The sequence below is a fragment of the Burkholderia sp. B21-005 genome (assembly GCF_020843965.1).
GTDB lineage: Bacteria > Pseudomonadota > Gammaproteobacteria > Burkholderiales > Burkholderiaceae > Burkholderia > Burkholderia ambifaria.
In genome coordinates this window covers 3,234,435-3,260,519 of record NZ_CP086301.1, presented here as the reverse complement: position 1 = coordinate 3,260,519, position 26,085 = coordinate 3,234,435, and the positions used below count along the sequence as shown (strand labels likewise).

22 protein-coding genes are annotated in these 26,085 nt (G+C 67.7%); 7 read left to right on the top strand and 15 right to left on the bottom strand.

From position 1 onward, the window contains the following. Positions 1 to 107: 107 nt before the first annotated feature. The 4 genes from LMA02_RS15160 to aceK all read right to left on the bottom strand — a co-directional run bounded on the left by LMA02_RS15160 (position 108) and on the right by aceK (position 4,056). Positions 108 to 545, bottom strand: coding sequence for a YchJ family protein (locus tag LMA02_RS15160; protein WP_228905924.1), 438 nt, complete (start codon positions 543 to 545; stop codon positions 108 to 110). 39 nt (positions 546 to 584) lie between these two features. Then, positions 585 to 1,262, bottom strand: coding sequence for an SDR family oxidoreductase (locus tag LMA02_RS15155; RefSeq protein ID WP_006750880.1), 678 nt, complete (start codon positions 1,260 to 1,262; stop codon positions 585 to 587). 134 nt (positions 1,263 to 1,396) lie between these two features. Then, positions 1,397 to 2,167, bottom strand: a complete 771-nt coding sequence (can, locus tag LMA02_RS15150; RefSeq protein WP_228905922.1) for a carbonate dehydratase — start codon at positions 2,165 to 2,167, stop codon at positions 1,397 to 1,399. Between the two features lie 68 nt (positions 2,168 to 2,235). Further along, on the bottom strand, positions 2,236 to 4,056 hold the full coding sequence (gene aceK / locus LMA02_RS15145) for a bifunctional isocitrate dehydrogenase kinase/phosphatase (protein WP_228905920.1): 1,821 nt from the start codon (positions 4,054 to 4,056) through the stop codon (positions 2,236 to 2,238). Between the two features lie 352 nt (positions 4,057 to 4,408). Between aceK and LMA02_RS15140 the strand changes: the two genes are divergently transcribed. Together LMA02_RS15140 and LMA02_RS35270 are read left to right on the top strand one after the other, a co-directional pair. After that, a complete protein-coding gene (locus tag LMA02_RS15140; RefSeq protein WP_228905918.1) occupies positions 4,409 to 5,485 on the top strand; it encodes an MBL fold metallo-hydrolase in 1,077 nt (358 codons plus the stop codon). A gap of 118 nt (positions 5,486 to 5,603) precedes the next feature. Next, the gene (locus tag LMA02_RS35270) at positions 5,604 to 5,732 is read left to right on the top strand and encodes a hypothetical protein (RefSeq protein ID WP_267478968.1); all 129 of its coding nucleotides are present in this window, start codon (positions 5,604 to 5,606) and stop codon (positions 5,730 to 5,732) included. A 99-nt stretch (positions 5,733 to 5,831) separates the two neighbouring features. On the opposite strand, the gene LMA02_RS15135 is transcribed toward LMA02_RS35270, so the two are convergent. The 6 genes from LMA02_RS15135 to argS all read right to left on the bottom strand — a co-directional run bounded on the left by LMA02_RS15135 (position 5,832) and on the right by argS (position 13,931). Next, positions 5,832 to 7,472, bottom strand: coding sequence for an ABC-F family ATP-binding cassette domain-containing protein (locus tag LMA02_RS15135; RefSeq protein ID WP_228905916.1), 1,641 nt, complete (start codon positions 7,470 to 7,472; stop codon positions 5,832 to 5,834). A 190-nt stretch (positions 7,473 to 7,662) separates the two neighbouring features. Then, entirely contained in the window at positions 7,663 to 9,258 is a 1,596-nt protein-coding gene (locus LMA02_RS15130; RefSeq protein WP_228905914.1) for an ABC transporter substrate-binding protein, read from the bottom strand. A gap of 403 nt (positions 9,259 to 9,661) precedes the next feature. Continuing rightward, positions 9,662 to 10,435 carry an SDR family oxidoreductase gene (locus LMA02_RS15125; RefSeq protein ID WP_006750886.1) on the bottom strand — a complete coding sequence of 258 codons (774 nt, stop codon included), beginning with the start codon at positions 10,433 to 10,435 and terminating at the stop codon, positions 9,662 to 9,664. Positions 10,436 to 10,454: 19 nt separating this feature from the next. Continuing rightward, complete coding sequence (locus LMA02_RS15120) at positions 10,455 to 11,096, bottom strand: thiol:disulfide interchange protein DsbA/DsbL (RefSeq protein ID WP_228905912.1); 642 nt, start codon at positions 11,094 to 11,096, stop codon at positions 10,455 to 10,457. 69 nt (positions 11,097 to 11,165) lie between these two features. Beyond that, positions 11,166 to 12,065 (bottom strand): SPOR domain-containing protein, encoded by a 900-nt coding sequence (locus tag LMA02_RS15115; protein ID WP_175715463.1) that lies wholly within the window; start codon positions 12,063 to 12,065, stop codon positions 11,166 to 11,168. A gap of 84 nt (positions 12,066 to 12,149) precedes the next feature. Further along, positions 12,150 to 13,931 (bottom strand): arginine--tRNA ligase, encoded by a 1,782-nt coding sequence (argS, locus tag LMA02_RS15110; protein WP_228905910.1) that lies wholly within the window; start codon positions 13,929 to 13,931, stop codon positions 12,150 to 12,152. A gap of 201 nt (positions 13,932 to 14,132) precedes the next feature. Here argS and LMA02_RS15105 point away from each other — a divergent pair, with 201 nt between their 5' ends. Continuing rightward, positions 14,133 to 14,456 (top strand): DUF1840 domain-containing protein, encoded by a 324-nt coding sequence (locus tag LMA02_RS15105; RefSeq protein WP_034176831.1) that lies wholly within the window; start codon positions 14,133 to 14,135, stop codon positions 14,454 to 14,456. Between the two features lie 110 nt (positions 14,457 to 14,566). On the opposite strand, the gene metH is transcribed toward LMA02_RS15105, so the two are convergent. The 5 genes from metH to LMA02_RS15080 form a co-directional block, all read right to left on the bottom strand. Then, on the bottom strand, positions 14,567 to 17,284 hold the full coding sequence (metH, locus tag LMA02_RS15100; protein WP_228905908.1) for a methionine synthase: 2,718 nt from the start codon (positions 17,282 to 17,284) through the stop codon (positions 14,567 to 14,569). A gap of 46 nt (positions 17,285 to 17,330) precedes the next feature. Next, the gene (locus tag LMA02_RS15095; protein ID WP_228905906.1) at positions 17,331 to 18,398 is read right to left on the bottom strand and encodes a homocysteine S-methyltransferase family protein; all 1,068 of its coding nucleotides are present in this window, start codon (positions 18,396 to 18,398) and stop codon (positions 17,331 to 17,333) included. A 252-nt stretch (positions 18,399 to 18,650) separates the two neighbouring features. Beyond that, positions 18,651 to 18,908, bottom strand: a complete 258-nt coding sequence (locus LMA02_RS15090) for a DUF3567 domain-containing protein (protein ID WP_006477667.1) — start codon at positions 18,906 to 18,908, stop codon at positions 18,651 to 18,653. 244 nt (positions 18,909 to 19,152) lie between these two features. Next, a complete protein-coding gene (locus LMA02_RS15085) occupies positions 19,153 to 20,403 on the bottom strand; it encodes a DUF3108 domain-containing protein (RefSeq protein WP_228905904.1) in 1,251 nt (416 codons plus the stop codon). 153 nt (positions 20,404 to 20,556) lie between these two features. Continuing rightward, positions 20,557 to 21,432: an IclR family transcriptional regulator gene (locus tag LMA02_RS15080; protein WP_228905902.1), complete on the bottom strand. Its 876-nt coding sequence runs from the start codon at positions 21,430 to 21,432 to the stop codon at positions 20,557 to 20,559. Positions 21,433 to 21,559: 127 nt separating this feature from the next. Here LMA02_RS15080 and LMA02_RS15075 point away from each other — a divergent pair, with 127 nt between their 5' ends. From LMA02_RS15075 to LMA02_RS15060, 4 genes are all read left to right on the top strand, one after another. After that, complete coding sequence (locus LMA02_RS15075) at positions 21,560 to 22,552, top strand: fumarylacetoacetate hydrolase family protein (protein WP_175792379.1); 993 nt, start codon at positions 21,560 to 21,562, stop codon at positions 22,550 to 22,552. A gap of 117 nt (positions 22,553 to 22,669) precedes the next feature. Beyond that, a complete protein-coding gene (locus LMA02_RS15070; protein ID WP_166726592.1) occupies positions 22,670 to 23,497 on the top strand; it encodes an enoyl-CoA hydratase/isomerase family protein in 828 nt (275 codons plus the stop codon). Between the two features lie 79 nt (positions 23,498 to 23,576). Next, entirely contained in the window at positions 23,577 to 24,338 is a 762-nt protein-coding gene (locus tag LMA02_RS15065; protein ID WP_228905900.1) for a PhaM family polyhydroxyalkanoate granule multifunctional regulatory protein, read from the top strand. A gap of 24 nt (positions 24,339 to 24,362) precedes the next feature. Continuing rightward, entirely contained in the window at positions 24,363 to 25,589 is a 1,227-nt protein-coding gene (locus tag LMA02_RS15060) for a patatin-like phospholipase family protein (RefSeq protein WP_166726060.1), read from the top strand. Positions 25,590 to 26,085: the final 496 nt, after the last annotated feature.

Sequence of the window (26,085 nt, the reverse complement as noted above, 5' to 3'; positions counted from 1 at the left end):
CGTAAGCCCTGCCATGCAACATGACCAATCCGAAGGGCCATCGTAGCCCGACAAATTCAGGTTGTGCAATGCGGGAATTACCCGGCGTCTGACACGGCAACTATTTGTCAGCGTTCACTTACTTCGCCGTCGACATAACGCCAGAAACCGTGCTCGTCGCGGGTGAAGCGACTGGTCTCGTGGATCCGGTACGCGCGCCCGCCGACCTTGTAGCGGGCCACGAATTCGACCTCCGCGTGCCGTTCGTCGAGCGGCGCATGGCGTTTGACCGCGAGGCCGAGCCAGCGCGGCGCGTCGGGCGCATTCGGGTCGGCATCGAGATCGGCCGGGCAGGTGTGCGCGTCCCAGGTCGCGCGCAGATAGTCGGTCGCGCCGAGCACGTACGCGCTATACCGCGAGCGCATCAACTCGAGCGCGGTGGGCGCGGCTTCGCCGCCGTCGATGAAGCGGCCGCAGCACGCCGTATAGCGCGGGGCCGGGGCTTTGCCGGCAGGAGTGGGGGACGCGCCGCCGCACGGGCACGCGTCAGGTCGGGTCAAAATCATGCGAATCGTGAATTAACGACGCCGGGTTGTCATGCCGGCTCACCAACTGAGCTCGACGCCGTCGTACTGGAAGAAGCGGCCGTTGGCCTGCGACAGGTCCGCACCGGCTTCGGCGATCACGCGGCGCATGCCGGTCACGCTGGTTTCCGGATCGATCGCGGCCTGCGCGCCGCCCATGTCGGTGCGCACCCAGCCGGGATGGAGCGAGATGCACGCGGCGTGGCGCGTCTGCAGCGACGCGATGCGCAGCACGTCGTTCAGCGCGGCCTTGCTCGCGCGGTACAGCCAGCCGGTCGTGCCGGTCGCTTCCGCGATGCTGCCCATCCGGCTCGAGACGACGGCCAGCACGCCGCGCGCGTCCTCGACGAGCGGCAGCAGGATCGGCAGCAGCTGCATCGGCCCGCGCACGTTCGTATGCATCACCGCGTCGAAATCCTCGGCGCCGATCGTCTCGACGCCCTCGGTGCGGGGCCCGTACACGCCCGACACGAGCACGGCCGCGTCGAGCCGTTCGCCGTCGAGCTTCCAGCCGAGCGCCGCGATCTGTTCGGGTTGCGCGATGTCGAGCGCATAGGCTTGCGCGCCGAGTTCGCGCAGCGCGGCGAGCGATGCGTCGTCGCGCGCGGTCGCGATCACGTTCCAGCCGTCGCGGCGGTATTGCCTGACGAATTCGCGCCCGAGGCCGCGCGATGCGCCGACGATCAGTACGGTTTTCATGTTCGCCGCTCCTTTGCGTTGCACCGCCGTGGCGGCAGTGTCGGTGTCAGATCAGTTCGATACCCGTCGCGACCAGGCTCGTGCGCATCGTCAGCCGGAGGACGCGCGGCGCGTGCGCGCCGCGCCGGCGCCGGTTACTTCGCGTCGCCGCACGACGGCTTGAGCGTATCGGCGACCGCCTGCGCGACGTCGTCGAGCCGCGCGGCATCGGCCGCGACCATGTCGTTGTCGGGCGCATGCTGGCCGCGCGCGGTGAGCGCCGCGACGCAGCGCTTGTAGGTTTCGTCGAGCGCGTCGAAGTTCGACACGGCCATCCCGAGGTTGCGCATTCGCCCGTCGTGCACGCCATACACGAGCCCGTGCACGGTGAGCGACTGGCCGCGCGCCCACGCGTCGTTGACGATCGTCGTGCGGCACACATTGACGACCTGCTCGATCGCGTTCAGCTCGATCAGGCGGCGATAGCGCGCCTCGCCGACCGGCCATTCGTCGAGCAGCGCCGCGTGGCGTTCGCGCACGTCCTGCACGTGGTGTAGCCAGTTGTCGGCGAGGCCGACGCGGCGGTTGTGCAGGGCCGCGTTCACGCCCGAGCAGCCGTAGTGGCCGACGACCATGATGTGCTTCACGCGCAGGATGTCGACCGCGAACTGGATCACCGACAGGCAGTTCAGGTCGCTGTGCACGACGACGTTCGCGATGTTGCGATGCACAAAAACTTCGCCCGGCGGCAGGCCGATGATCTGGTTCGCGGGCACCCGCGAATCCGAGCAGCCGATCCACAGATATTCCGGCGCCTGCTGGTCGGCGAGACGCGAGAAGAAATCGGGATCGTCGGCCAGCTGGCGCTTGACCCAGGCGTCATTGTTGTCGAACAGGTGTGAAAGCGGATTGTCTTGGGTATTCATCGGGTGTGGATTCCGTTGGCGGAAAGCGGGTCGATAACGGGTTCGATTCAATTGGATTCGGTCGTGCGTCAGGCGGCGCGCTGCGCGTCGCCCGCGCCGTCGTCGGCGTCCGGCGTCGCGTCGAAGCGATCGGGGTAGCGCACGCTGAACCGCAGCGACGCGTCGTACGGGAAAAAATCGGGCAACTCGCCCTGCAGCAGCTTGTCCTTGCTGGCCTGCCACAGCGAGGCTTCGAAAAAGTCCGCGTGATGCTTCATGAAGACCGCCCGCACGCGCGGGTCGCCGAGCAGGAACGGTCCGTAGGTTTCCGGAAAGATGTCGTGCGGGCCCACGGTATACCACGGTTCGCCGGACAGTTCGTCTTCCTCGTTGCGCGGCGGCGGCACGCGCCGCACGTTGCAGTCGGTCAGGTATTCGATCTCGTCGTAGTCGTAGAACACGACGCGGCCATGGCGCGTGACGCCGAAATTCTTGTAGAGCATGTCGCCGGGGAAGATGTTGGCCTTCATCAACTCCTTCACCGCGTTGCCGTACTCCTTCACGCCGTGCTCGATGTCGGCGTCGGTGCCGTTCTGCAGGTACAGGTTGAGCGGGATCATCCGGCGCTCGATGTACAGGTGCTTGATCACGAGGTTGCCGTCCTCGTATTCGAGCAGCGACGGCACCTCCTTCTCCAGCTCGCGCACGAGCGCATGGTCGAGCCGCGAGATCGGCAGCGCGACGCTCGAGTACTCGAGCGTGTCGGCCATCCGTCCGAGGCGGTCGTGGCGCTTCACGAGCTGGTACTTCTCCATGATCTGCTCGCGCGTCGTTTCCTTCGGCGGCGGGAAGTGATCCTTGATGATCTTGAACACGTACGGGAACGACGGCAGCGTGAACACGAGCATCACGAGGCCCTTGATCCCGGGCGCGACGATGAAGCGGTCGCTCGAATGCGACAGATGGTGCAGCAGGTCGCGGTAGAACAGGTTCTTGCCCTGCTTCTGCAGGCCGACCGACGTGTAGATCTCGGCCTTCGGCTTGCCCGGCATGATCGTGCAGAGAAAATCCACGTACGCGGACGGCACGCCCATGTCGACGAGGAAATACGAGTGCGAGAAGCTGAAGATGATCTGCAGCAGGTCGCGGCGCAGCAGCACGGTGTCGAGGGCGAGCAGGCCCGGGCGCACGTGGCGGATCGGCACCGCGAACGGCAGTACGCGATCGGCGTTGATGATGCGGCCGACGATGTACGCGCTCTTGTTGCGGAAGAACAGCGACGACAGCACGTGGATCTGGAAATTCGGCGCGGCGTCGAACTCGCCGAATTCGTCGGTGATCGCCTGCATCACGCAGCCGATGTCGCGCGCGAGATCCTCGAACGGCGGCTCGAGCTGGAAGTTCGTGACGATGCGCTCGAGCGTGGCCGCGAGCCCGTCGGTGCCCGGGTAGTACGCGCGATAGGTCGGCTTCGCGGCCGGCTCGTCGTTCTCGAGGTATTCGGTCGAGATCGCGGGCCGCACGAAGATGAAATCGTTGCTGAAATACGAGCGGTGCAGGATCTTGCAGCACACCGAATTGAAGAACGTTTCCGCGCACTCGGGCTGGCGATGCGACGTGAGCAGGCCGATGTAGTGCAGCTTGATCTGCTGCCACACCTCGTCGTCGATGTTCTCCGCGTCGTATTCGTCCTGCAGCACCTCGACGCATTCCTGCACGCGATCGTCGTACGACGTGATCCGCTCGCGCGCCAGCCGCTGCAGCCCGTGCCAGTCGGCGCGCTCGTATAGCGTCTTCGCCTCGACCGCGGCTTCCCGGAAGATCCGGTAGTGACGGTCGAAGTTTTCGAGCATCGTCTGCGCGACGTCGAAACCGATCTGCGACGACAGCAGCTTGGGGAAGTGATTCATTGCGTGCAGGCTCGTTCGAGAGGGACTGTAAGCACTCGCCATTTTAGCGCCCAAGTCGGCATTTCAATGAGTTTCGGGGGCCGGCGCCAAGCGCCGTCAATGCGCGGGTTGTTCGCCGTTGCATGCTGTTCGGTGCATCTTCGCGTAAAGATACGGGTACGGAACGGATTCTGACACGAACTTTTTTGCCCGGCCGACGCCCGCCGGGCACGCGTTTCACGCGACGGCGATAGAATCGACGCGATGCCCGCCGCGGCCTGCCGCCCGCGCGCTCATGTACTCGCATTCACCCCCGCATGCGTACCCGCATTTGCAGCTGCATTTGCAACGACAACGACGAGACACCCGACCGATGAACGCACTGGAACACCAACTCGACTATCCCTTCGCCGACACGCTGCCCGCCGCGGGCGACACGTTCGAGGTCGCGCCGGGCGTGCGCTGGCTGCGCATGCCGCTGCCGTTTTCGCTCGATCACATCAATCTCTGGCTGCTGCGCGACGAGATCGACGGGCAGGCCGGCTGGACGATCGTCGACTGCGGGATCTCGTCGGATGCGATCCGGACGCACTGGGAGCAGATCTTCGATCGGCATCTCGACGGGCTGCCGGTGCTGCGCGTGCTCGTCACGCACTGCCATCCCGATCACTTCGGCCTCGCGAACTGGCTGTGCGAAGGCGGTGACCAAGGCCGCTGGAACGTGCGGCTGTGGATGACGCTCGGCGAATACATGTTCGGCTGCCTGATGGCGGCCGGCAACGGCTCGAACGCCGGCGGCGCGGCCGCGGCCGATCACTTCGCGCGCCACGGCCTGACCGATCCGGCCGCGCTCGACAAGCTGCGCAGCCGCCGCAGCTACTACTCGGATCTCGTGCCGGCCGTGCCGCCGCGCTACCGGCGCCTGCGCGAAGGCGACGCGGTGAAGATCGGCGCGCGCACGTGGCGCGTCGTCACCGGCTACGGCCATTCGCCTGAACATTGCGCGCTGCACAGCGAAGCGGACGGCGTGCTGATCTCCGGCGACATGGTGCTGCCGCGCATCTCGACCAACGTGTCCGTGTTTGATCTCGAACCGGAAGCGAACCCGCTCGCGCTGTATCTGGAATCGCTCGGCCGCTACGAAACGATGGCGCCCGACACGCTCGTGCTGCCGTCGCACGGCAAGCCGTTCCGCGGCGTGCGCACGCGCATCGCGCAACTGCGCGCGCACCACGACGCGCGGCTCGACGAAGTGCGCGTCGCGTGCGCGGAACAGCCGGCCAGCGCCGCCGACATCGTGCCGATCATGTTCCGCCGCCGCGAGCTCGACATCCACCAGATGACGTTCGCGCTCGGCGAGGCGCTCGCCCACCTGAACCTGCTGTGGCTCGCGGGCGAGCTCGTGCGCGAGCAGGGCGACGACGGCGTGATTCGCTACACGCGGGCCTGATTGCCCCGGTCGCTCGATGCGCGACGCAACGTCGCCGTCGTTTGCGTTTCAAGCGCCATGCGCCCCGCGATCCATGCCACGCAAACCGGATCACGCGTGGGCCTGCGAAGCTCGACGCATGACCCGCCTGACGGGAGCGGGGCGCATGGAAATGACTATCGATCCGCGCGCCGTCGACGACACCGTGCTCGCGCCCGGATTGATCGACGATCCGAGCCGGTCGGCAAAGCGCAATCCGCCGCGCTGACCGACGCTGGCGTGCGCGAATCGAAGCGGCGTTTCAGGCAGCGGCTCGCCGATTCCAATCAGGACGTCACGCGCAACGGCGAGCGATCGTGATCGCTAATCACGCGACGGGTTCGTAACGCCACCCGTCGCGCTGCCATTGCATCGTGTGCGTCGGTTCGAGCGCCGCAAGAAACGCGGCGTCGTGCGACGCGACCACGATCGCGCCGGGGAAGCCGGCCAGCGCGGCTTCGATCGCGCGCACCGATTCGAGATCGAGGTGATTGGTCGGCTCGTCGAGCAGCAGCAACTGCGCGGGCGTGCCGCGCCACAACGCGCACGCGAGCGCGGCCTTCAGCCGTTCGCCGCCGCTCAGGCGATGCACCGGCTGCGTCGCGCGTGCGGCATCGAGCTGCAGCAGCGCGAGCCGGCTGCGCAGGTCACCTTCGGCGAGCGGCGTATCGAGCAGTCCCAACTGCTCGACGATCGAGCGCTCGGGGTCGAGCAGCGCGAGCCGCTGGTCGAGATACGCGGCGCTCACGTGCGTCGTGCAGGCACCGGAGCGCGGCGCGAGTTCGCCGGCGAGCATGCGCAGCAGCGTCGATTTTCCGCAGCCGTTCGGGCCCGTCAGCGCGATGCGCACCGGGCCGCTGGCCGACCACGTGATCGCGTCCGCACGCCCGGCGGCATGCCACGGCAATTGCGCACGCTCGAGCGTGAACAGCTGGCGGCGGGCGCTGACCTCGGTGCCCGGCAACGACACGAGCACCGGCGCGTCGGCTTCGACGCGTGCGGCCGCCTCCTGCACGCGCTCGTCGAGCGTCGCCTTGAAGTCGTTCTGATGACGCCGGACCTGCCCCATGATGTTGCGCGCCGCGCCCTTGCGACGCTGACGTGCCATCGACGACAGGTTGGCCGTCTTCGCGTCGCGCAGCGCGCCGGCCGCGTGGCGCTGGATCGTGTCGTGTTCCTGTTCGAGCCGGCGTCTCTCGCGTCCGCGCTCCGCGTGCGCATGCTCGAGCGCGGCCTGCGCGGCATCCTGTTCCGCGTCGCGCTGGGCGCGATACAGCGCGTAGTTGCCGCCATACGCGCGCACGCCGTGCGGCGTCAGTTCGACGATGCGCTGCACGTGCGCGAGCAACGCGCGGTCATGGCTGACGATGACGACGCCGCCGCGCCAGCCGTCGAGCGCCGCGCGCAGCCACGCGCGGCCCGCTGCATCGAGATGGTTGGTCGGTTCGTCGAGCACCAGCAGCCCGGCCTCCGACAGCAATGCGCCGATCAGCGCGACGCGCGCCAACTGGCCGCCGCTCAGCGCGTGCGCCGGCGTGTCGGCGCGCACGTCATGCAGGCCGGCCGCGTCGAGCGCCGCGCGCAGCCGTTCAGCCAGGTCCCAGCGATCGCCGATTAGATCGAAGTCGAGCGCGTGCGCGCGGCCGTCCGCCAGGCGTGCAAGGGCCGCGAGCGGCGCATCGAGCGCGGCGATTTCCGCGACGGTGCGCGTGCCGGCCGGCGCGTCGTCGTGCTGCTGCGCGACGTAGACGACGGGCGTGTGCCGGTCGATCGTGCCCGCGCTGGGCGTGCGCCGGCCCGCGATCAGTTGCGCGAGCAGGCTCTTGCCGACGCCGTTGCGGCCGACGATGCCCGTCGGCGTGCGATCGATGGAAAGGTCGAGCGAATCGAACAGCGTGACGCCGTCGTCGAAGCGGAAGGAAACGTGATGAAGCGCGACGAGCGCGCCGGTTGGCGTGGCAGCAGCCATAAGCACCTCCGAAAATGCGTGAAACCCTTCGCGCGGCGTGCGTGGCACGGCGGCGAAAACATTTTTGGGAAGGCTTAGTTGGTCACTTTGGCTGGCGTCCGGTATGAGGAATGAGCGCGCAGTGTAGCAAGCGTGCCGCGCAGGCCGCAAGCGACGGGCCGGGATGCCGTCGCTTGCGCGCCACGCACGGTTACTGCACGGAGACGGCCGTGAAGTTCTGGCGGCCGAACGGGCTGACGTGATAGCCGCTCACGTTCGCGCGCGTGAGCGCGGCCGCGGTCGGGTAGCCGAGCGGAATCCACAGCGCCTGATCGTGGATGACCTTCTGCGCCGATTCGTACAGCTTCGCGCGCTTGGCCTGGTCGGCGGTCGACTTGCCGTCGGCGATCAGCTTGTCGAGCTGCGCGTCGCAGAAGCGCGCGAAGTTGATGCCTGACTTCACCGCGTTGCAGCTGAACAGCGGCGACAGGTAATTGTCCGGATCGCCGTTGTCGCCGGCCCAGCCCATGAACAGCATGTCATGCTGGCCGAGCTTCGCCTGCTTGATCAGCTCGCCCCATTCGATCACCTTCACCTCGGCCTTCACGCCGATCTTCGCGAGGTCGGCCTGCAGCAGTTCCGCGCCGGCCTTCGGGTTCGGGTTCAGCACGCTGCCCGTCGGGCGGGTCCAGATCGTCGTCGAGAAGCCGTTCGGGAAACCGGCCGACGCGAGCAGCTGCTTCGCCTTCGCGGGATCGTACGCATACGGCGCGATGTCCTTCGCGTAGCTCCACGTGTTCGGCGGATACGGGTTGTTCGCGGCGGTCGCCGTGTTGTCGAACACGACCTTCAGGTAGGTCGAGCGGTCGAACGCGAGGTTCAGCGCCTCGCGCACCTTCTCGTTGTCGAGCGGCTTCTTCTGCGTGTTCAGCGCGACGAACGCGGTCATGAACGCGGGCGTCTGCACGACCTTCAGCGCGCTTTCGCCCTTCGCGGCGAGCACGTCCTGCGGCTTCGGCGACAGCGCGATCTGGCATTCGCCGGCCTTCACCTTCTGCATGCGCACGGACGCGTCGGGCGTGATCGCGTAGATCAGCCGATCGACTTTCGGCTTCGCGCCCCAGTAGGCCGGGTTCACGTCGTAGCGGATCAGCGCGTCCTTCGTGTAGCTCTTCAGCACGAACGGGCCGGTGCCGATCGGCTTCGCGTTCAGGTCGGCCTGCTTGCCGGCCTTCAGCAACTGGTCCGCGTATTCGGCCGAGTAGATCGACGCGAAGCCCATCGTCAGGATCGGCACGAACGTCGCGTTCGGCTCGTTCAGCACGAACTTCACCGTGTTGTCGTCGACCTTCGTGACCGACTTCACGAGCTTCACGAGGCCCATCGACTGCGCGTGCGGAAAGCCGCTCGCGCCGGCCACCTTGTGCCACGGGTTCGCATCGTCGAGCATCCGCGAGAACGTGAACACGACGTCGTCCGCGTTCAGCGGGCGGCCCGGCTTGAAGTAGTCGGTGGTCTGGAACGCGACGTTCGGACGCAGGTGGAACGTGTACGTGAGGCCGTCGGCGCTGGCTTCCCATTTGTCGGCGAGCGCCGGCACGACCTTCTTCGCGGCTTCGTCGTACGACACGAGCGTGTTGAAGATCACGTCGGCCGATGCGTTGGTGGTGACGAGCGAGTTGTACTGCACGACGTCGAAGCCGTCCGGGCTCGATTCCGAGCAGACGGTGAGCGGCTTGGCGACGGCGAGGCCGGGAGCGGCGAGGGCGGCGGCGAGCGCAGCCGCGGCGAACAGCTTGACGTGCATAGGTTCTCCCACGTGACTTGTGATTTTTGCCGGATGTCGGAATGCATGCGGAATGCAGGCGCGGCCCGGTGATGGGCGGGGCCGGCGCGGCTGGCGAATAGCATACCGGCAAAGCGCGCGGCGCGTGAAAAAAGGCGTCGGAACGAGGTGAATTGAGCGAACAACGGCTGCGTTCGCGACGGAATGCGTGTTGGGGCGGCGGTAAAGGAGGGGGGAGGCGCACGGTTGCGAAGGCAACGTGGGAAGGCGCGGATCAGCGGGCGCGACGCACTTGGCGGGGGGAGTCGCCGCAGCAGCGAGTGGCGAGTGGCGAGTGGTGCGGCGGGAACGAAGAAAACCGCGCGGCCGCGACGCCGATGCAGCGCCGGTCCGGCACGCATGGCGTGCCGGATGCGCGATGCACTCAGTGCGCGCCGGCCTTCGGCTTGCGCGGCGCCTTCTCGAACAGGCGGTCGTAGAGCCAGCGCGGCAACACGTGCAGCACCTTCGCGACGACGCCCATCTGCCACGGAATCACGCGGAACGCGTGCTGCCGCGCGATCGCCTGCGCGGCGCGGGCCGCGAAGCGATCGGCGTCCATCAGGAACGGCATCCGGTACGGGTTGTGCGCGGTCATCGGCGTGCGGATATAGCCGGGCGCGATCGTCACGACGCCGACACCGGCCGGGCGCAGCTCGACGCGCAGCGCCTCGAGATACTTGATCGCGGCCGACTTCGACGCGCTGTACGCGCCGGAGCCGGGCAGGCCGCGCACGCCGGCGACGCTCGCGACGCCGACCAGCGTGCCGTGGCGCGCGGCCGTCATCGGGCCGACGAACGGCTCGAACGTCGCGACCATCCCGTAGTAGTTGATGTCCATCACGTCGCGGAACGTGGCGAGGTCGCCCTGGCCCGTGACGGCGCCCTGGCTGATGCCCGCGTTCGCGATCACGACGTCGGGGCAGCCGTGCGCGGCGATGAACGACGCGGCGGCCGTCGCGAGCGCATCGGCGTCGCGCACGTCGGCGCTATAGACGGAGACGGACAGCTTGGGGAAGCGCCGCGCGAACGCATCGAGGGCATCGGTGCGGCGCGCGACGAGGGCGAGCGTGGCGCCCTGGCGGGCGTATTCCTCGGCCATCGCGAGGCCGAGGCCGCTCGACGCGCCGGTGATGAAGACCTTCAGCGGAGTAGTCATGCCGGCGCGCGGGCGGGGATCAGAGCTTCTTGTCCTGAACCTGCTTCACGAGGTAGTCGAGCACTTGAGCGGTGCCCGGGATGCTGTTCGTGTAAGCCGGGCCCGTCTTGTACTTGCCCTGGACGACGACCGTCGGCACGCCGTCGATTGCGTAGCTCTTCAGCAGCTCGGCCGACTGCTTCACCTGGCCCTGCACGCTGAACGAGTTGTACGCGTCCATGAACTGCTTCTTGTCGACGCCCTGCGTCGCCAGGAAGTCGGCCTGCGCCTGCGGCGTCAGCAGGTAGTTCTTCTGCTTGTGGATCGCGTTGAAGATCGCCGGCGTGACCTTCTCCGAGATGCCGAGCGCGGACACCGCGTAGAACAGCTTCGAGTGCGGGAGGAAATCGTCACGGAAGGCGACCGGCACGCGCTTGAATTCGATGTTGTTGCCTTGCTTCTTCACCCAGGCCTCGATCGTCGGCTCGAATTCGTAGCAGTGCGGGCAGCCGTACCAGAAGAACTCGATGACCTCGACCTTGCCGGCCGGTGCGGACACCGGCTGCGGCGACTTCATCACCTCGAAGTCCTTGCCGGACACAGGCGCGGCGGGCGACGCCTGGGCGAAGCCCGCGGCGGCCAGGCCGAGGGACAGGAGGAGCGTGCTAAGTAGTTTTTTCATGTTGTAAGCGTCGAATCAGTTGCTCGGATTACGAAACGTAACGGGTTCTGCGTGGGCGCGGCCGGTTGCTTACTGCTTCGTGAAGCGGATCACCGCCGTGTCGACACCTGCATCGGACAGGCGCTGACGGGCCGAGTTCATATCCTCGAATTTCGAGAACGGGCCGACGCGCACGCGGAAATAGGTCACGCCGCTGACATCGCGCTTCGACACCTTCGACTCGAAGCCCTGGAAGCCCAGTCGCGCGCGCTGCTGCTCGGCGTCGCCTTCCGTCTTGTACGCGCCGACCTGCAGGAAGTAGCCGGTGTTCGCGTCGTTCGCGGTCGGTGGCTTCGCTGCAGCGGCGGACGTGGCCGACGTCGCGGACGGAGCCGGCTTCGGCGTGTTCGCGGCCAGTTGCTGTTGCTGCTGTTTCTGCGCGGCCGCCTGCTGCGCCTGCTTCTGCGCGGCGAAGCGCGCGAGATCGTCCTCGCCGCCTTGCTGCTGTTGCTGCGCCTGTTGCGTCTTCTTCGGCGGCGGCGTGTTGTCGGCCGGCTTCGGCGCGACCGCGACGCCGTTGCCCGACGATGCATTGTTCGATGCGGTGGTGTTGCTCGAGCCGCTGGAGCCGTTCGCGTTGCCCGACGGCGGCACCTCGACGATCTGCGGTTCGGGCAGCAGGCCGCCCTGGGTCTGGTTCGCGGCCTGGCCGGGCGCGGTGTTGGGCGGCGCGGACTGCGCGGCCTGCGGCACCGGCTGGCCGGGCGTCTTGCCCTGCAGCGCGCGGTTCGGGTCGAACTGCTGCGGCTGGCTCGCGCCGGTGTCGGTCGGCGGCGGTGCGACCTTCGACACGAACGGCGACGGCGAACGCGTGATGTAGAGCGCCACCACCACCGCGATCGCGAGGCCGACGATCAGGCCCAGCACGATTCCAAGAAATGTCCCTCCGGCTTGTTTCGATTGCTTCGAAGTTCGGCGTGGTTGTGCCATTGCTTGAGTCACCTGCAAAAAGAATCGTGAAAAGGCCGCGGCAGGCGCTCCTGCCCCGGCCATTCGCTGCCCCGTTCGGGCCGCTTACATCTTGGCGGGCGCGGACACGCCGAGCACCGCCAGACCATTCTCGAGCACCTGCCGGGTCGCGGCGAGGAGCGCGGCGCGCGCGTTGCGCGGCGCTTCGTCGTCCACCAGCACGCGCTCCGCATTGTAGAACGAGTGGAATTCACCAGCGAGATCGCGCAGGTAGAACGCGACGGCATGCGGTGCCAGCTCGTTCGCCGCGTGCGTGAGCATGTCCGGATACTCGGCGAGCTTCTGCATCAGCGACACGGCCTGCGGGCTCGTGAGCTGCGCCAGGTCGGCGCCCGGCAGCTGCGCCACGTCGACGTTGTAGCGCGACTTCAGTTCGTTGAGCACCGAGCAGATGCGCGCATGCGCGTACTGGACGTAATAGACCGGATTCTCGTCGTTCTGTTTCAGCGCGAGGTCGATGTCGAACACGAATTCGGTGTCGGCCTTGCGGGAGATCAGGAAGAAGCGGACCGCGTCGCGGCCGCGCGTGATGGTCGCCTCGTCGATCAGGTCGGGTGCCGCTTCCTGGCCCGGTGCCGCGCCGCCCGACCATTCGATCAGGTCGCGCACCGTCACGTAGCTGCCCGCGCGCTTCGACAGCTTCACTTCCTGGCCATCGCGCATCACGGTGACCATCTTGTGCAGCACGTAGTCGGGATAGCCCTTCGGGATGCCGATGTGCAGACCCTGCAGGCCCGCGCGCACGCGCGCGATCGTGCCGTGGTGGTCCGAGCCCTGGATGTTGATCACCTGCGTGAAGCCGCGCTCCCATTTCGTCACGTGGTACGCGACGTCCGGCACGAAGTACGTGTACGTGCCGTCCGACTTGCGCATCACGCGATCCTTGTCGTCGCCTTCGTCGGTCGTGCGCAGCCACAGCGCGCCGTCCTGCTCGTAGGTCATGCCGGCCTTGATCAGCGCGTCGACCGTCTTCTCGACCCGGCCTTCGCTGTACAGCGACGACTCGAGGTAGTACTGGTCGAACTTCACGCCGAACGCCTGCAGATCCATATCCTGCTCGTGCCGCAGGTACGCGACCGCGAACTTGCGGATCGCGTCGAGATCGTCGATGTCGCCCGCGCCCGTGACCGGCTCGCCATCCTTCGCGGCGACCGTCTCGCGATTCAGGTAGTCGCGTGCGATGTCGGCGATGTATTCGCCGTTGTACGCGGCTTCCGGCCAGCCCGCGTCGCCCGGCTTCAGGCCACGCGCGCGCGCCTGCGTCGAGATCGCCAGGTTGCCGATCTGCACGCCGGCATCGTTGTAGTAGAACTCGCGGTGCACCGCGTAGCCCTGGCTCGCGATCACGTTCGCGAGCACGTCGCCGAGTGCCGCCTGGCGGCCGTGACCGACGTGCAGCGGGCCGGTCGGGTTGGCCGACACGAATTCGAGCAGCACCTGCTTGCCCTTTTCGCGTTCCGACGTGCCGAACGCGCGGCCCTGCTCGAACACGGCGGCGATCACCGCCTGTTTCGCGGCGGCCGTCAGGCGCAGGTTGATGAAGCCGGGGCCGGCGATTTCGGCCGCGTCGACGAGCCCTTGCGCGGCCGGCTGGGCCGTGAGGGCGGCGACGATCTTCTCGGCGAGCTGGCGCGGGTTCGTGCCGAGCGGCTTGGCGAGCTGCATCGCGACGTTGCACGCGACGTCGCCGTGCGCGGCGACCTTCGGGCGCTCCAGCGTGATGGCCGGGGTGACGAACACTGCGTCGGCGCCTTTCAGCGCGTGTGCGACCTGCGTGACGCTATCCGCGAGCAGGGCTTCGAGGGTCTGTTTGTGTGCTGGCAGCATGCTGGTAGAAGGCTTCGTTGGTGGCTGCCGGAAACACCGGCCGGCCGGCGCGCTTTTTAAGCGCGCGTTTCAGGGATCGCAGAATTTTAACAGGTGCTAATATGCCGCTCAGGCGCCCCGGCTTCGCGAGGCCGGACGCCGGTCTGCCGGCGTCCCCCCAACCGCGCCGCGCAGGCACAACAAGATGAAAAGGGAATTGTCATGATTACGTTCAAGAGCAAGGCGGCACAGGATCTCGACGTGCTGAAGGATTTCGCCGTGTATGTGCTGGGTCTCGTCGGCAAGCAGCTGGGCGAGCGCGGTGTGATTACGCACGACGAACTGGACCACGCAATCGCCAAGCTGGAAGGCGCGGTCGCGCAGGCGAAGCAGGAGCGCGCCGAGCACGCGGGCCACTTCCACGAGGACGACGTCGACCACGCACACCATGAAGTGCCGCCGAGCCTGGCACAGCGCGTCGCACCCTTCCTCACGATGCTGCGCGAAGCGAAGGCCGGCGAGGCCGACGTGCACTGGGGCTTCTGAGCTTCCTTGCCCACCCGATCGGCAGGTCGGCAAGGCAAAAAAAGCCCGCTTTCGAGCGGGCTTTTCATTTCGTCTGATAAAAAGGGCGACTGGCCGCCCGCTGGCATCGGTCAGAGTTGCGGCGCGAGCGCGCGCCGTGCGTCGGCGAGCGACAGCGACATCCGCCGCGCGTAGTCGTCGAGCTGATCCTGCCCGATTTTGCCGACCGAGAAGTACCGGCTGTCCGGATGCGCGAGATAGAAGCCCGACACGCTCGCGGCCGGCAGCATCGCCAGCGATTCGGTCACGCTCATCCCGATTTCCTCCGCATGCAGCGCGGCGAACATGTCGCGCTTCACGAGGTGGTCGGGGCAGGCCGGGTAGCCGGGCGCCGGGCGGATGCCCGCGTACTTTTCGGCGATCAGCGCCTCGTTGTCGAGCGTCTCGCCGCTCGCATAGCCCCACAGCTCGCGGCGCACGCGCGCGTGCATCGCCTCGGCGAACGCTTCCGCGAAGCGGTCGGCGAGTGCCTTCAGCATGATCGCGCTGTAGTCGTCGTGGTCGGCCTCGAACTGCTTTTCCTTCACGTCGACGCCGAGGCCGGCCGTGACCGCGAACATCCCGATGTAGTCGGCGATGCCCGATTCCTTCGGCGCGATGAAGTCCGCGAGCGAGCGGTTCGGGCGCATCACGCCGTCGACCACCGGACGCACGCTCTGCTGGCGCAGGTTGCGCCACGTGAGCAGCACTTCGGAGCGCGAATCGTCGGTGTAGATCTCGATGTCGTCGTCGTTGACCGTGTTCGCCGGCAGCAGCGAGATCACGCCGTTCGCCGTGAGCCAGCGGCCCTGGATCAGGCGCGCGAGCATCGACTTCGCATCGGAGAACACGCGCCGCGCCGATTCGCCGACGATCTCGTCGTTCAGGATCGCCGGGTACGGGCCCGCGAGATCCCAGGTCTGGAAGAACGGGCCCCAGTCGATATAGTTCGCAAGCTCGTTCAGGTCGTAGTTCTTGAACACGCGGCGGCCGATGAACTTCGGCTTCACGGGCTGGTAGCTCGCCCAGTCGAGCTTCGCCTTGTTCGCGCGCGCCTCGGCGAGCGTGACCATCGGCTGGGCCTTGCGGTTCGCGTGCTGTTCGCGGATCCGTTCGTAATCGGACTTCAGTTCGTCGAGGTACTTCGTCGCGCCTTCGTCCGACAGCAGGCTCGATGCGACCGACACCGAGCGCGATGCGTCGGGCACGTAGACGACCGGGCCTTCGTAGTGCGGCGCGATCTTCACGGCCGTGTGCACGCGCGAGGTCGTCGCGCCGCCGATCAGGAGCGGGATCTTCTTCACGCGGAAGTAATCGTCGCGCTGCATTTCGGACGCGACGTACGCCATTTCCTCGAGGCTCGGCGTGATGAGGCCCGACAGCCCGATGATGTCCGCGCCCTCGACCTTCGCCTTCGCGAGGATCTCGTTGCACGGGACCATCACGCCCATGTTGACGACTTCGAAGTTGTTGCACTGGAGCACGACCGACACGATGTTCTTGCCGATGTCGTGCACGTCGCCCTTCACGGTCGCGATGACGATCTTGCCCTTCGCGCGCACGTCGCCGCCCGCTTCCGCGAGCAGCCGTTTTTCTTCCTCGATGAACGGGATCAGGTGCGCGACGGCCTGCTTCATCACGCGCGCCGACTTCACGACCTGCGGCAGGAACATCTTGCCCTGGCCGAACAGGTCGCCGACGACGTTCATCCCGTCCATCAGCGGGCCTTCGATCACGTTGATCGGGCGGCCGCCGGCTGCGGCGATCTTCGCGCGCACCTCTTCCGTATCCTCGACGATGAAGTTCGTGATGCCGTGCACGAGCGCATGCGAAAGCCGCTTCTCGACCGGCTGATTGCGCCACTCGAGGTTCTCTTCCTTCTTTGCGCCGCCCGCCTTGAACTTGTCGGCGATCTCGAGCAGGCGGTCGGTGGAATCCTCGCGGCGGTTCAGGATCACGTCCTCGACCCGCTCGCGCAGTTCCGCGTCGAGATCGGCGTACACGCCGAGCTGGCCCGCGTTCACGATGCCCATGTCCATCCCCGCCTGGATCGCGTGGTACAGGAACACGGTGTGGATCGCCTCGCGCACCGGGTCGTTGCCGCGGAACGAGAACGACACGTTCGACACGCCGCCGCTCACCTTCGCGTACGGCAGGTTCTGCTTGATCCAGCGGGTCGCCTCGATGAAGTCGACCGCGTAGTTGTTGTGCTCCTCGATGCCGGTCGCGACCGCGAAGATGTTCGGGTCGAAGATGATGTCTTCCGGCGGGAAGCCGACTTCGTTCACGAGGAAGTCGTACGAGCGCTTGCAGATCTCGGTCTTGCGCGCGTAGGTATCGGCCTGACCCGTCTCGTCGAACGCCATCACGACCGCGGCCGCGCCGTAGCGGCGGATCAGGTTCGCGTGATGGCGGAACGCTTCCTCGCCTTCCTTCAGCGAGATCGAGTTCACGATCGCCTTGCCCTGCACGCACTTGAGGCCGGCCTCGATCACTTCCCACTTCGACGAGTCGATCATGATCGGCACGCGCGCGATGTCCGGCTCGGATGCGATCAGGTTCAGGAAGCGCACCATCGCCGCCTTCGAATCGAGCATCGCCTCGTCCATGTTGATGTCGATCACCTGCGCGCCGTTCTCGACCTGCTGGCGCGCGACGGCGAGCGCCTCGTCGAACTGGCCGTTCAGGATCATCCGCGCGAACGCCTTCGAGCCGGTGACGTTGGTGCGTTCGCCGACGTTGATGAAGAGCGTCCCGGACGTGACGTTGAACGGCTCGAGGCCGGCAAGGCGCATCATGTGATCGGTCATGGCGGTGCGAATTCGTGTGAGGTAGGGCGGGCGTTGGGGCGGTCGGTCAGGCGGCGTCGCTGTAGTGGCTCGGCCAGCGGCGCGGTTTCACGTCGGCGAGCGCCTTCGCGATCTCGGCGATGTGCTCGGGCGTCGTGCCGCAGCAGCCGCCCGCGAGGTTCACGAGCCCGGCTTGCGCGAATTCCTTCAGCAGGCCCGACGTGACGTCCGGCGTCTCGTCGAAACCGGTGTCGCTCATCGGGTTCGGCAGGCCCGCGTTCGGGTAGCACGACACGTAGGTGTCGCACAGCTTCGCGAGCTCGGCGATGTACGGGCGCATCAGCGCCGCGCCGAGCGCGCAGTTCAGGCCGAACGTGAGCGGCTTTGCGTGGCGCAGCGAATTCCAGAACGCCTCGACCGTCTGGCCCGACAGGATGCGGCCCGACGCGTCGGTCACGGTGCCCGAGATCATGATCGGCAGGCGCTCGCCGGTGTCTTCGAACAATTCGTCGAGCGCGAACAGCGCGGCCTTCGCGTTCAGCGTGTCGAAGATCGTCTCGACGAGGAACAGATCGACGCCGCCGTCGAGCAGCGCCTTCGCCTGCTGGTAATACGCGCTGCGCAGTTCGTCGAACGTGACGTTGCGCGCGCCCGGGTCGTTGACGTCCGGCGAGATGCTCGCCGTCTTCGGCGTCGGCCCGATCGCGCCCGCGACAAAGCGCGGTTTGTCGGGCGTGGCGTAGCGCACGGCCGATTCGCGCGCGAGCCGCGCCGATTCGATGTTCATCTCGACGACGAGGTCTTCCATCCCGTAGTCGGCCTGCGCGACCGTCGTCGCGCCGAACGTGTTGGTTTCGACGATGTCGGCGCCGGCCGCGAAGTACTGGTCGTGGATTTCGCGGATGATCTGCGGCTGCGTGATCGACAGCAGCTCGTTGTTGCCCTTGATGTCGCGCGGGAAGTCCTTGAAGCGCTCGCCGCGATAGGCGGCCTCGTCGAGTTTGTAGCGCTGGATCATCGTGCCCATCGCGCCGTCGAGGATCAGGATGCGCGATTTCAGCAGCGCGGGCAGTTCGGCGCCGCGCGTGTAGGGCGCGTCGAGCGGGACGGGAGCAGCGAGAGGGGTCGCAGACATGGCGGAAGACCGGCGAAGACGGGAAAACCGTCATTGTAGCCGGTGCGCCGGGGCGCCGCCCGGCCTTGCGCGGCGCCGGCGCGAAGCGTGCGGGCAAGCGTGGTTGGTGCAGCGAAGGCGCGCCAGGTCGCGCACGGGCCCCACCAAACGAAAACCCCCGCCGGCGAACCGGACGGGGGCTTGGATCAGAGTGCTCGCGGCGCCGCGCCAGCGCGCGGCGATTGGCCCGGCGATGCGCCGGACCGGGCGTCGTCAGTGCAGGACGACGGGCATCATCATCAGGCTGTCGAACTGTCCGAGGAATTCGTCCACTTCGTCGAGCGACGGCTCATCCTCGATCAGCTGTTTCACGTGTGCGCGGAAACGCTCGGCAAGTTCGCCGTCAATGAAGATCTCGCGTTGCGCGTTCTTGTCGACGATTTCGTATCCGCCGGCATTCATCAGATGGTGGCCGGCCTGCGGCGCAAATTCGACGACGCAGTAGTTGGGGCTGTTGTAGATCATTTGCATGGCGGCACTCCTCTTCGCAGTGGCATCTGGCCTTGTTGTCCCGTAGGTGGGGCAGGCTGTGCCGGTTTCAAGGGGCTTGCGCTGCACACCCCGTTCTCCCGTTTGCGTGGGGTGTATTGGTTAGAAGCCGATGTCTATCAAACGTTTCTTATTGTGATCCGGTGCACTGAAATAGTTGTTAAAGAGTGTCATCGGCCATTTCGGCCATCACTTTAATCGGTCGAAATTGCCGATCTGTCGGTCGTCACGGCGCGGCGGGCGTCGACGCGGGCGGTGAACCCGTGGGCGCGGACGGTTGCACGTCCGCCGGCGGCGCCGGTTGTGCCGGCTCCGCGGTTGGTGCGACGGCAGCCGGGGTGCTGGCGGGCGCACTTGTTGCGCGTGGCGTCGCGTCGTCGGCAGGTGCGCTCGGCGGGGCGAGCCGGCCGTGCCACAGCAGCTCGATCTGCGCGCCGTTCGGTTCCGATTGTACGAGCCTCGCGGGCAGCCAGTCGAGCGACGGCGCGAGCCACATGTCGATGCGGCGCGTGTCGCCCGCGCGGCGCGGCAGCCGCATGAAGTGGCGCGCGCGAACGATGCCGGTCTGCGTCTGCACGTCCTCGTCGCCGATCACCGTGATCGGCCAGGTCTCGCCGCTGTTGTTGTCGATCACGAAGAACTGTTGCGTGACGCCCGGCTTGTACGCGGACGGATTGCCGCGCACGAGCCCCGACAACTGCATCAGCATGCTGAAACGATCCTGCACGCCGTCGGGCAGCGGCGCGTTGTTCGGCGTGCGCGTGAAGACGACCTGACGGATCTCGCGGTTGAAGATCGCGATGTCCTCGGGCCGCTTGCCGCGTTTCTCGACATATCGATCGGGCGCGACGCCGAACGCGTCGACGCGGCCTTCGCTGCGGTACGTGAACGGACCGACGAACGGCACGGGCATCGACACCGACAGGTCGTAGGTGTGTCCGTCGGTGCGCCAGTGGATCGTGCCGATCATGTTCTGCATCCCGTTGTAGAACGTATCGTATTGCAGATCGCCGGACGACGGCGCCACGAACTTCACGCCGCTCGTCGCGGGGCCCGGCGTCGCGGCACTGCTGGCGCCGCCGGCCGATGCCGCGTGCGCGCCCGATGCGCCTGCCGTGCCGCTCGCGGCGGAGGCGGCGGCCGGCGGCGGCTCGCCGTGCTCGGCCGTCTGCGTCGACGTCAGGACAGGCTCGGGTGATGGCGCGGGCTTCGGTGCGGCGGGAGCCGGCTTCGCCGGCGCAGGCTCGGCCGGATGTTCGGTTGGCTTCGGCGCGGGCTGGCGCTCGATCGGACGCGGCTTCAGCAATTCGATCTGGACCGGTATCTCGGCGGGCGCGGGCGGCGTGAACGATTCGCGGTTGCGCGTCAGCCACAACGCGGCGAGCGCGTGCAGCACCAGCACGACGACGATCGCGATGCCCGCGCGCAGCCAGTGGCGGGGCAGGGCATGACGAGGACGGGTGTCGGCAGGCGGCATCGGCGAAAACGGGACAGGGTTAGGGCAGTCGTGGCGGATCGTGCCGTGCATAACGCACGTCACAACCGCACGTCACACCCATCGGACCGCCGGCTGCGCCGCGCGTTCGCGCTGTATCGCGCGGGTTCGCCCGGGTGTCGCGCGCCTCGCGTGTCAGGCGTCGCGCGCGTCCGGACTATAGCCGAGTTCGTAAGACAGTTTCTGCGCGCACGCGCGCAGCGCGGAGTCCATCTCGCCGCCCCACGCGATGTCGAACATGCCTTCCTGACCCAGCGCGACGATCGCGAGCGCCAGTTCGCCGACCGCATCGAACACCGGCATGCAGAACGCGTGGATCGTCGGCAGCAGCATCCCTTCGACGCGCGCGGCCTGGTGCGAGCGCACGTCGGCGAGCACCGCGTCGACTTCCTCGAGCGTGCGCGGGCCGCCGTGATGCGGCGAGCGGCGCGTGTCGGCGAGCTCGCGTTCGAGCATCGCCGCGGTCTTGCTGCGCGGCAGGTACGCGGCGAACAGCAGGCCCGTCGCGGAGCCGAGCAGCGGCATCACGTCACCGAGCTTCAGCGACGCCTTCGCGGGGTGGCTCGATTCCATCCAATGCACGATCGTCGGGCCCTGATTGCCCCACACCGCGATGCCGACCGTCTGGTCGACGCGGTCGCGCAACTCGGTCAGCGCGATCCGCGCGAGCTTCACGCCGTCCACGCGCGCGAGCCGCGCGAGGCCCATCTGCAGCGCGAAGCCGCCGAGTTCGTAACGGCCCGACACGGGATCCTGCGACACGACGCCGAGCCGCGAGAAGCTCACCAGGTAGCGGTGCGCCTTCGCAGGGCTCATGCCCGCGCGCTGCGCGAGGTCGCGCAGCATCATCGCGCGCGGCTCGCTCGTCAGCACCTCGAGCAGGCGGAAGCCGACCTCGATCGACTGGATGCCGGAGCGGACCTTCTCGCCGCCTTCGCCATGCTCGCCGGAGCCGGTGTCGTCGGTGTCGGAATCAGCGAGATCGTCGTCGGGAAGCGGGTTGGCGGGCATGGGCAACGGGGGCGCGACAAGGCGGCAAGGGTCGGGACGAAAGCGGCACGCACGATCGTGGCGCGCCACACGGATTCACCATCGTAAAATAGATTCCCTCCATCGTCACTACAACGGCAGACACCCCATGAAACTTGCATCGCTGAAGGACGGCACGCGCGACGGCCAGCTGATCGTCGTGTCGCGCGACCTGCACACCGCGGCGATCGCCGATGCGATCGCACCGACGCTGCAGCGCGTCCTCGACGACTGGGCGTTCTACGCGCCGCAACTGCGCGACCTGTCCGACGCGCTGAACCACGGCCGCGCACGCAACGCGTTCGCGTTCGATCCGGCGAACTGCATGGCGCCGCTGCCGCGCGCGTTCCAGTGGGCCGACGGTTCCGCGTACGTGAATCACGTCGAGCTCGTGCGTCGCGCGCGCGGCGCCGAGATGCCGCCGGAGTTCTGGACCGATCCGCTGATGTACCAGGGCGGCAGCGACGACTTCCTCGGCGCGCGCGACGACATCGTGTGCGCGTCCGAGGAGTGGGGCATCGACTTCGAGGCGGAAGTCGCGGTGATCACCGGCGACGTGCCGATGAGCGCATCGCCCGACGACGCGCTGAAGGCCGTACGGCTCGTCACGCTCGTGAACGACGTGTCGTTGCGTAACCTGATTCCGGCCGAGCTCGCGAAGGGCTTCGGCTTCTTCCAGAGCAAGCCGGCCACCGCGTTCGCGCCGGTCGCGGTGACGCTCGACGAGCTCGGCGACGAATGGCGCGAAGGCCGCGTGCACCGGCCGATGATCGTCCACTGGAACGGCAAGAAGGTCGGCCAGCCCGACGCGGGCACCGACATGGTGTTCCACTTCGGCCAGCTGGTCGCGCACGCGGCGAAGACGCGCAACCTGCGTGCCGGCTCGATCGTTGGCTCGGGCACCGTGTCGAACAAGGACGCGAAGCGCGGCTACTGCTGCATCGCGGAGAAGCGCTGCCTCGAGACGATCGAGCACGGCGCGCCGCAGACCGAATTCATGCGCTATGGCGACACCGTGCGCATCGAGATGTTCGACGCGGCCGGCAAGTCGATCTTCGGCGCGATCGAGCAGGCGGTCGCACCGCCCGACGGCGCGGCCTGACGCACGCGCGAAGCCCGGCTCCCGGCCCGCGCGCCGGGTTTCGCCTGATGTTTGCCCGCGCGGGCTTGGCTACACTCGATTCAGGCGTTCAAACGCCTCAAGCACCGGGAGCTGCGCATGGCCGATCTTGCCGCATACGGCGGTTACGAAGCATTGAAGGTGACGCGCCGTGATCATGGCGTGCTCGATATCGTGATGAGCGGCGAGGGCGCGAACCGCAGCGGCCTCGCGACCGCGAACGAACGCATGCACCGCGAACTCGCCGACATCTGGCGCGACGTCGACCGCGATCCCGATACGCGCGTCGCGGTGATCCGCGGGGAGGGCAAGGGCTTTTCGGCGGGCGGCGATCTCGCGCTCGTCGAGGCGATGGCGAACGACTTCGACGTGCGCGCCCGTGTGTGGCGCGAGGCGCGCGACCTCGTCTACAACGTGATCAACTGCAGCAAGCCGATCGTATCCGCGATGCACGGCCCGGCCGTCGGCGCGGGGCTCGTCGCCGGGCTGCTCGCCGACATCTCGATCGCCGCGAAGGATGCGCGCATCATCGACGGTCATACGCGGCTCGGCGTCGCGGCCGGCGATCACGCGGCGATCGTGTGGCCGCTGTTGTGCGGGATGGCGAAGGCGAAGTACTACCTGCTGCTGTGCGAGCCGGTGAGCGGCGAGGAGGCCGAGCGGATCGGCCTCGTGTCGCTCGCGGTCGAGCCGGCCGAGCTGCTGCCGAAGGCGTACGAAGTCGCGGAGCGACTCGCGCACGGGTCGCAGTCGGCGATCCGCTGGACCAAGTACGCGCTGAACAACTGGCTGCGCAGCGCCGGGCCGACGTTCGATACGTCGCTCGCGCTCGAATTCATGGGCTTCTCGGGGCCCGACGTGCAGGAAGGCATCCGCTCGCTGCGCGAGCGGCGCCCGCCCGACTTCCCCGGCGACGCACCGTTCTGACGCGCGCTATCATCGAACCAGGGCGGCCGCGCGACCCGTGCCGGCCGCTTCGCTCACCCAGTCAACCAGGATGCCCGTAATGACGAACGAAGCCTCCGGCTCCAACCCCTTCGCCGGCTTTGCCGGTTTCAAGCCTGCCGACATGCTCGACCGGATGTGGGACATGATGCGGATGTCGCCGTTCGGCGGGATGGCGTCGTTTCCCGGCGCCGCCTCGGGGTTGCCGCCGTCGCTGTCGAGCATGTCCGACATGATGGCGCCGCTCACGAGCGTCGAGGAGCTCGACAAGCGGATCACCGATCTGCGCGCGGTCGAGCAATGGCTCAAGCTCAATCTCGGGATGCTGCAGTCCGCGATCCAGGCGCTCGAGGTACAGCGCGCGACGCTCGCGACGCTGCGTGCGTTCGGCGCATTCGCGCAGAGCTCGATGTCGGCGGCCGAGGAAGCTGCGGTCGCGGCCGCGCAAGCGGCGTCCGCGCCGCGCGCCGATGCGCAGCACGCGCCGGACGCAGCGGCAGCCGCTGCCGAGGCGCCGCCGGCAGGCGACGCCGCGCAGCAGGCGTTCGACCCGGCCGGCTGGTGGAACCTGCTGCAGGCGCAGTTCAATCAGCTCGCGAGCCTTGCGATGACGCAGCCGGGCGTGCAGGCGGATCAGCCGGGCGATGTATCGCCCGGGCAGGCCGCGCCGACGGCGCGGGCGGAACCGCCCGCACCGGCCGCGGCCGCTGCCGCCGCGCCGCGCAAGCCGGCCGCGAAGCGCGCGAAGCCGTCCGATTCGGCCGCGGCGCGCGCGGCGGCCGCTTCGTCGCCCGCGACGCGTCCGCCGAAGCGCTCGACCTGACGCGAACCGGATGGCAGGTCGATCATGCGGCTCGCGCTCGTTCTGATGGGGGGCGGCGCCCGCGCCGCCTACCAGGTCGGCGTGCTGAAGGCGCTGGCCGAGATCGCGCGGGAGGCTGATCCGCATCGGCATACGGTGCCGTTTACGGTCGTATGCGGCTCGTCGGCCGGGGCGATCAATGCAACGTCGATCGCGAGTCACGCGGACGATTTTTCGCACGGCGTGCGGCGTCTGCTCGAATTCTGGGAGCCGCTGCGCGCGGACTACGTGTATCGCACCGACTGGCTCGGCATCGCGGCGGCGGGTGCTCGCTGGCTCGCGGCGATGACCTTCGGCTGGGCGGCACGCCGTTCGCCACGCGGGCTGCTCGACAACGCGCCGCTCGCGCACCTGCTGCAGCGCGAGCTGAGTTTCCACCGGATCGAGCAGATGCTCGAGAGCCGGCTGCTGCATGCGCTCTCGATCACGGCGCTCAGCTATTCAAGCGGGCGGCATCTGACGTTCTACCAGGCCGCCGAGCCGATCCAGGCATGGCGGCGCGCGCAGCGCACCGCGCGGCTCGTCGACCTGTCGGCGTCGCACCTGCTCGCGTCGTCGGCCATTCCGTTCGTGTTCCCGGCCGTGCCGCTCGTGCTCGACGGACAGATCGAGTACTTCGGCGACGGGTCGATCCGGCAGGTCGCGCCGCTGTCGCCGGCGATCCACTTCGGCGCAAACCGGATCCTCGTGATCGGCGCGGCCGATCCGCGGCCCGAGATTCCCGCCGCGAACGGTTCGGGGCGGGTGCGCGGCTATCCGACGCTCGCGCAGATCGGCCAGCAGGTGCTTGCGAGCGTGTTTCTCGACTCGATCGGCGCGGACATCGAGCGCATCGAGCACATCAACCGGATGATCGAGCACCTGCCGCAGCAGGTCGAAGTGGACAGCGGCTGGCGGCACGTGGACGTGCTCGCGATCGCGCCGTCCGAGCGCATCGAGCTGATCGCCGCGAAACACCTGAAGGAGATGCCGGCGACGATGCGCGGGCTGCTCGGCGCGATCGGCGGCAGCCAGCCGGCCGGCGCGTCGTTCGCGAGCTACCTGCTGTTCGAGGAGGCGTTCACGCGCGAGCTGATCGAGCTCGGCTATCGCGACGGGCGCGCGCAGCGCGACACGCTGGCGGACTGGATCGCGGGGGCCGATGGCTGCAGCGCACCGACGACCGGCACCCCGCCGGACGGCGGCATCGCGACGGGCGAAATACGGGTCTGATGGGAGCCCGGCTCCCCGGAAACGGAGTTGAAGCAGATGCGCCTTACAGATTGGTTGCGTTTTCGCGACGCCCACCCGCGACCGATTGCCGCGCCGCCGTTGGCGGCGCGCGACCGGGCCGGCGTCTCGGAACCGTCATGGGTGCGTGCTATCATGGCCGCCGCCGTATACACCATATCGAGCAGCCTGCCGTCCGGCAGCCGTACGGGTAACCCGTCCGGGAGCCGTGTGACGCCGGGGCCGGCTCGTCTACGAGCCGGCCTGCGCCGGCCCCCACATGAGGCACGCGCGGCCGGTTCCGTTCGAGCGGAGCGGGGCTGCGGCATGCCTCGAGGCGGCGGCGCGGCCGCCCGGCTGCCGGATGCGGAATCTGCGTCCGGCGGCTGGATTCCCGCGTAAAATTAGAGTCTTGGCTGCAAAAAAGCGCGCTCGCGCGCCTACGCGGCAACAGTCACGTTTAGAGAAGTCGCATTGCGCAGAACAGGGGTGGGACCAT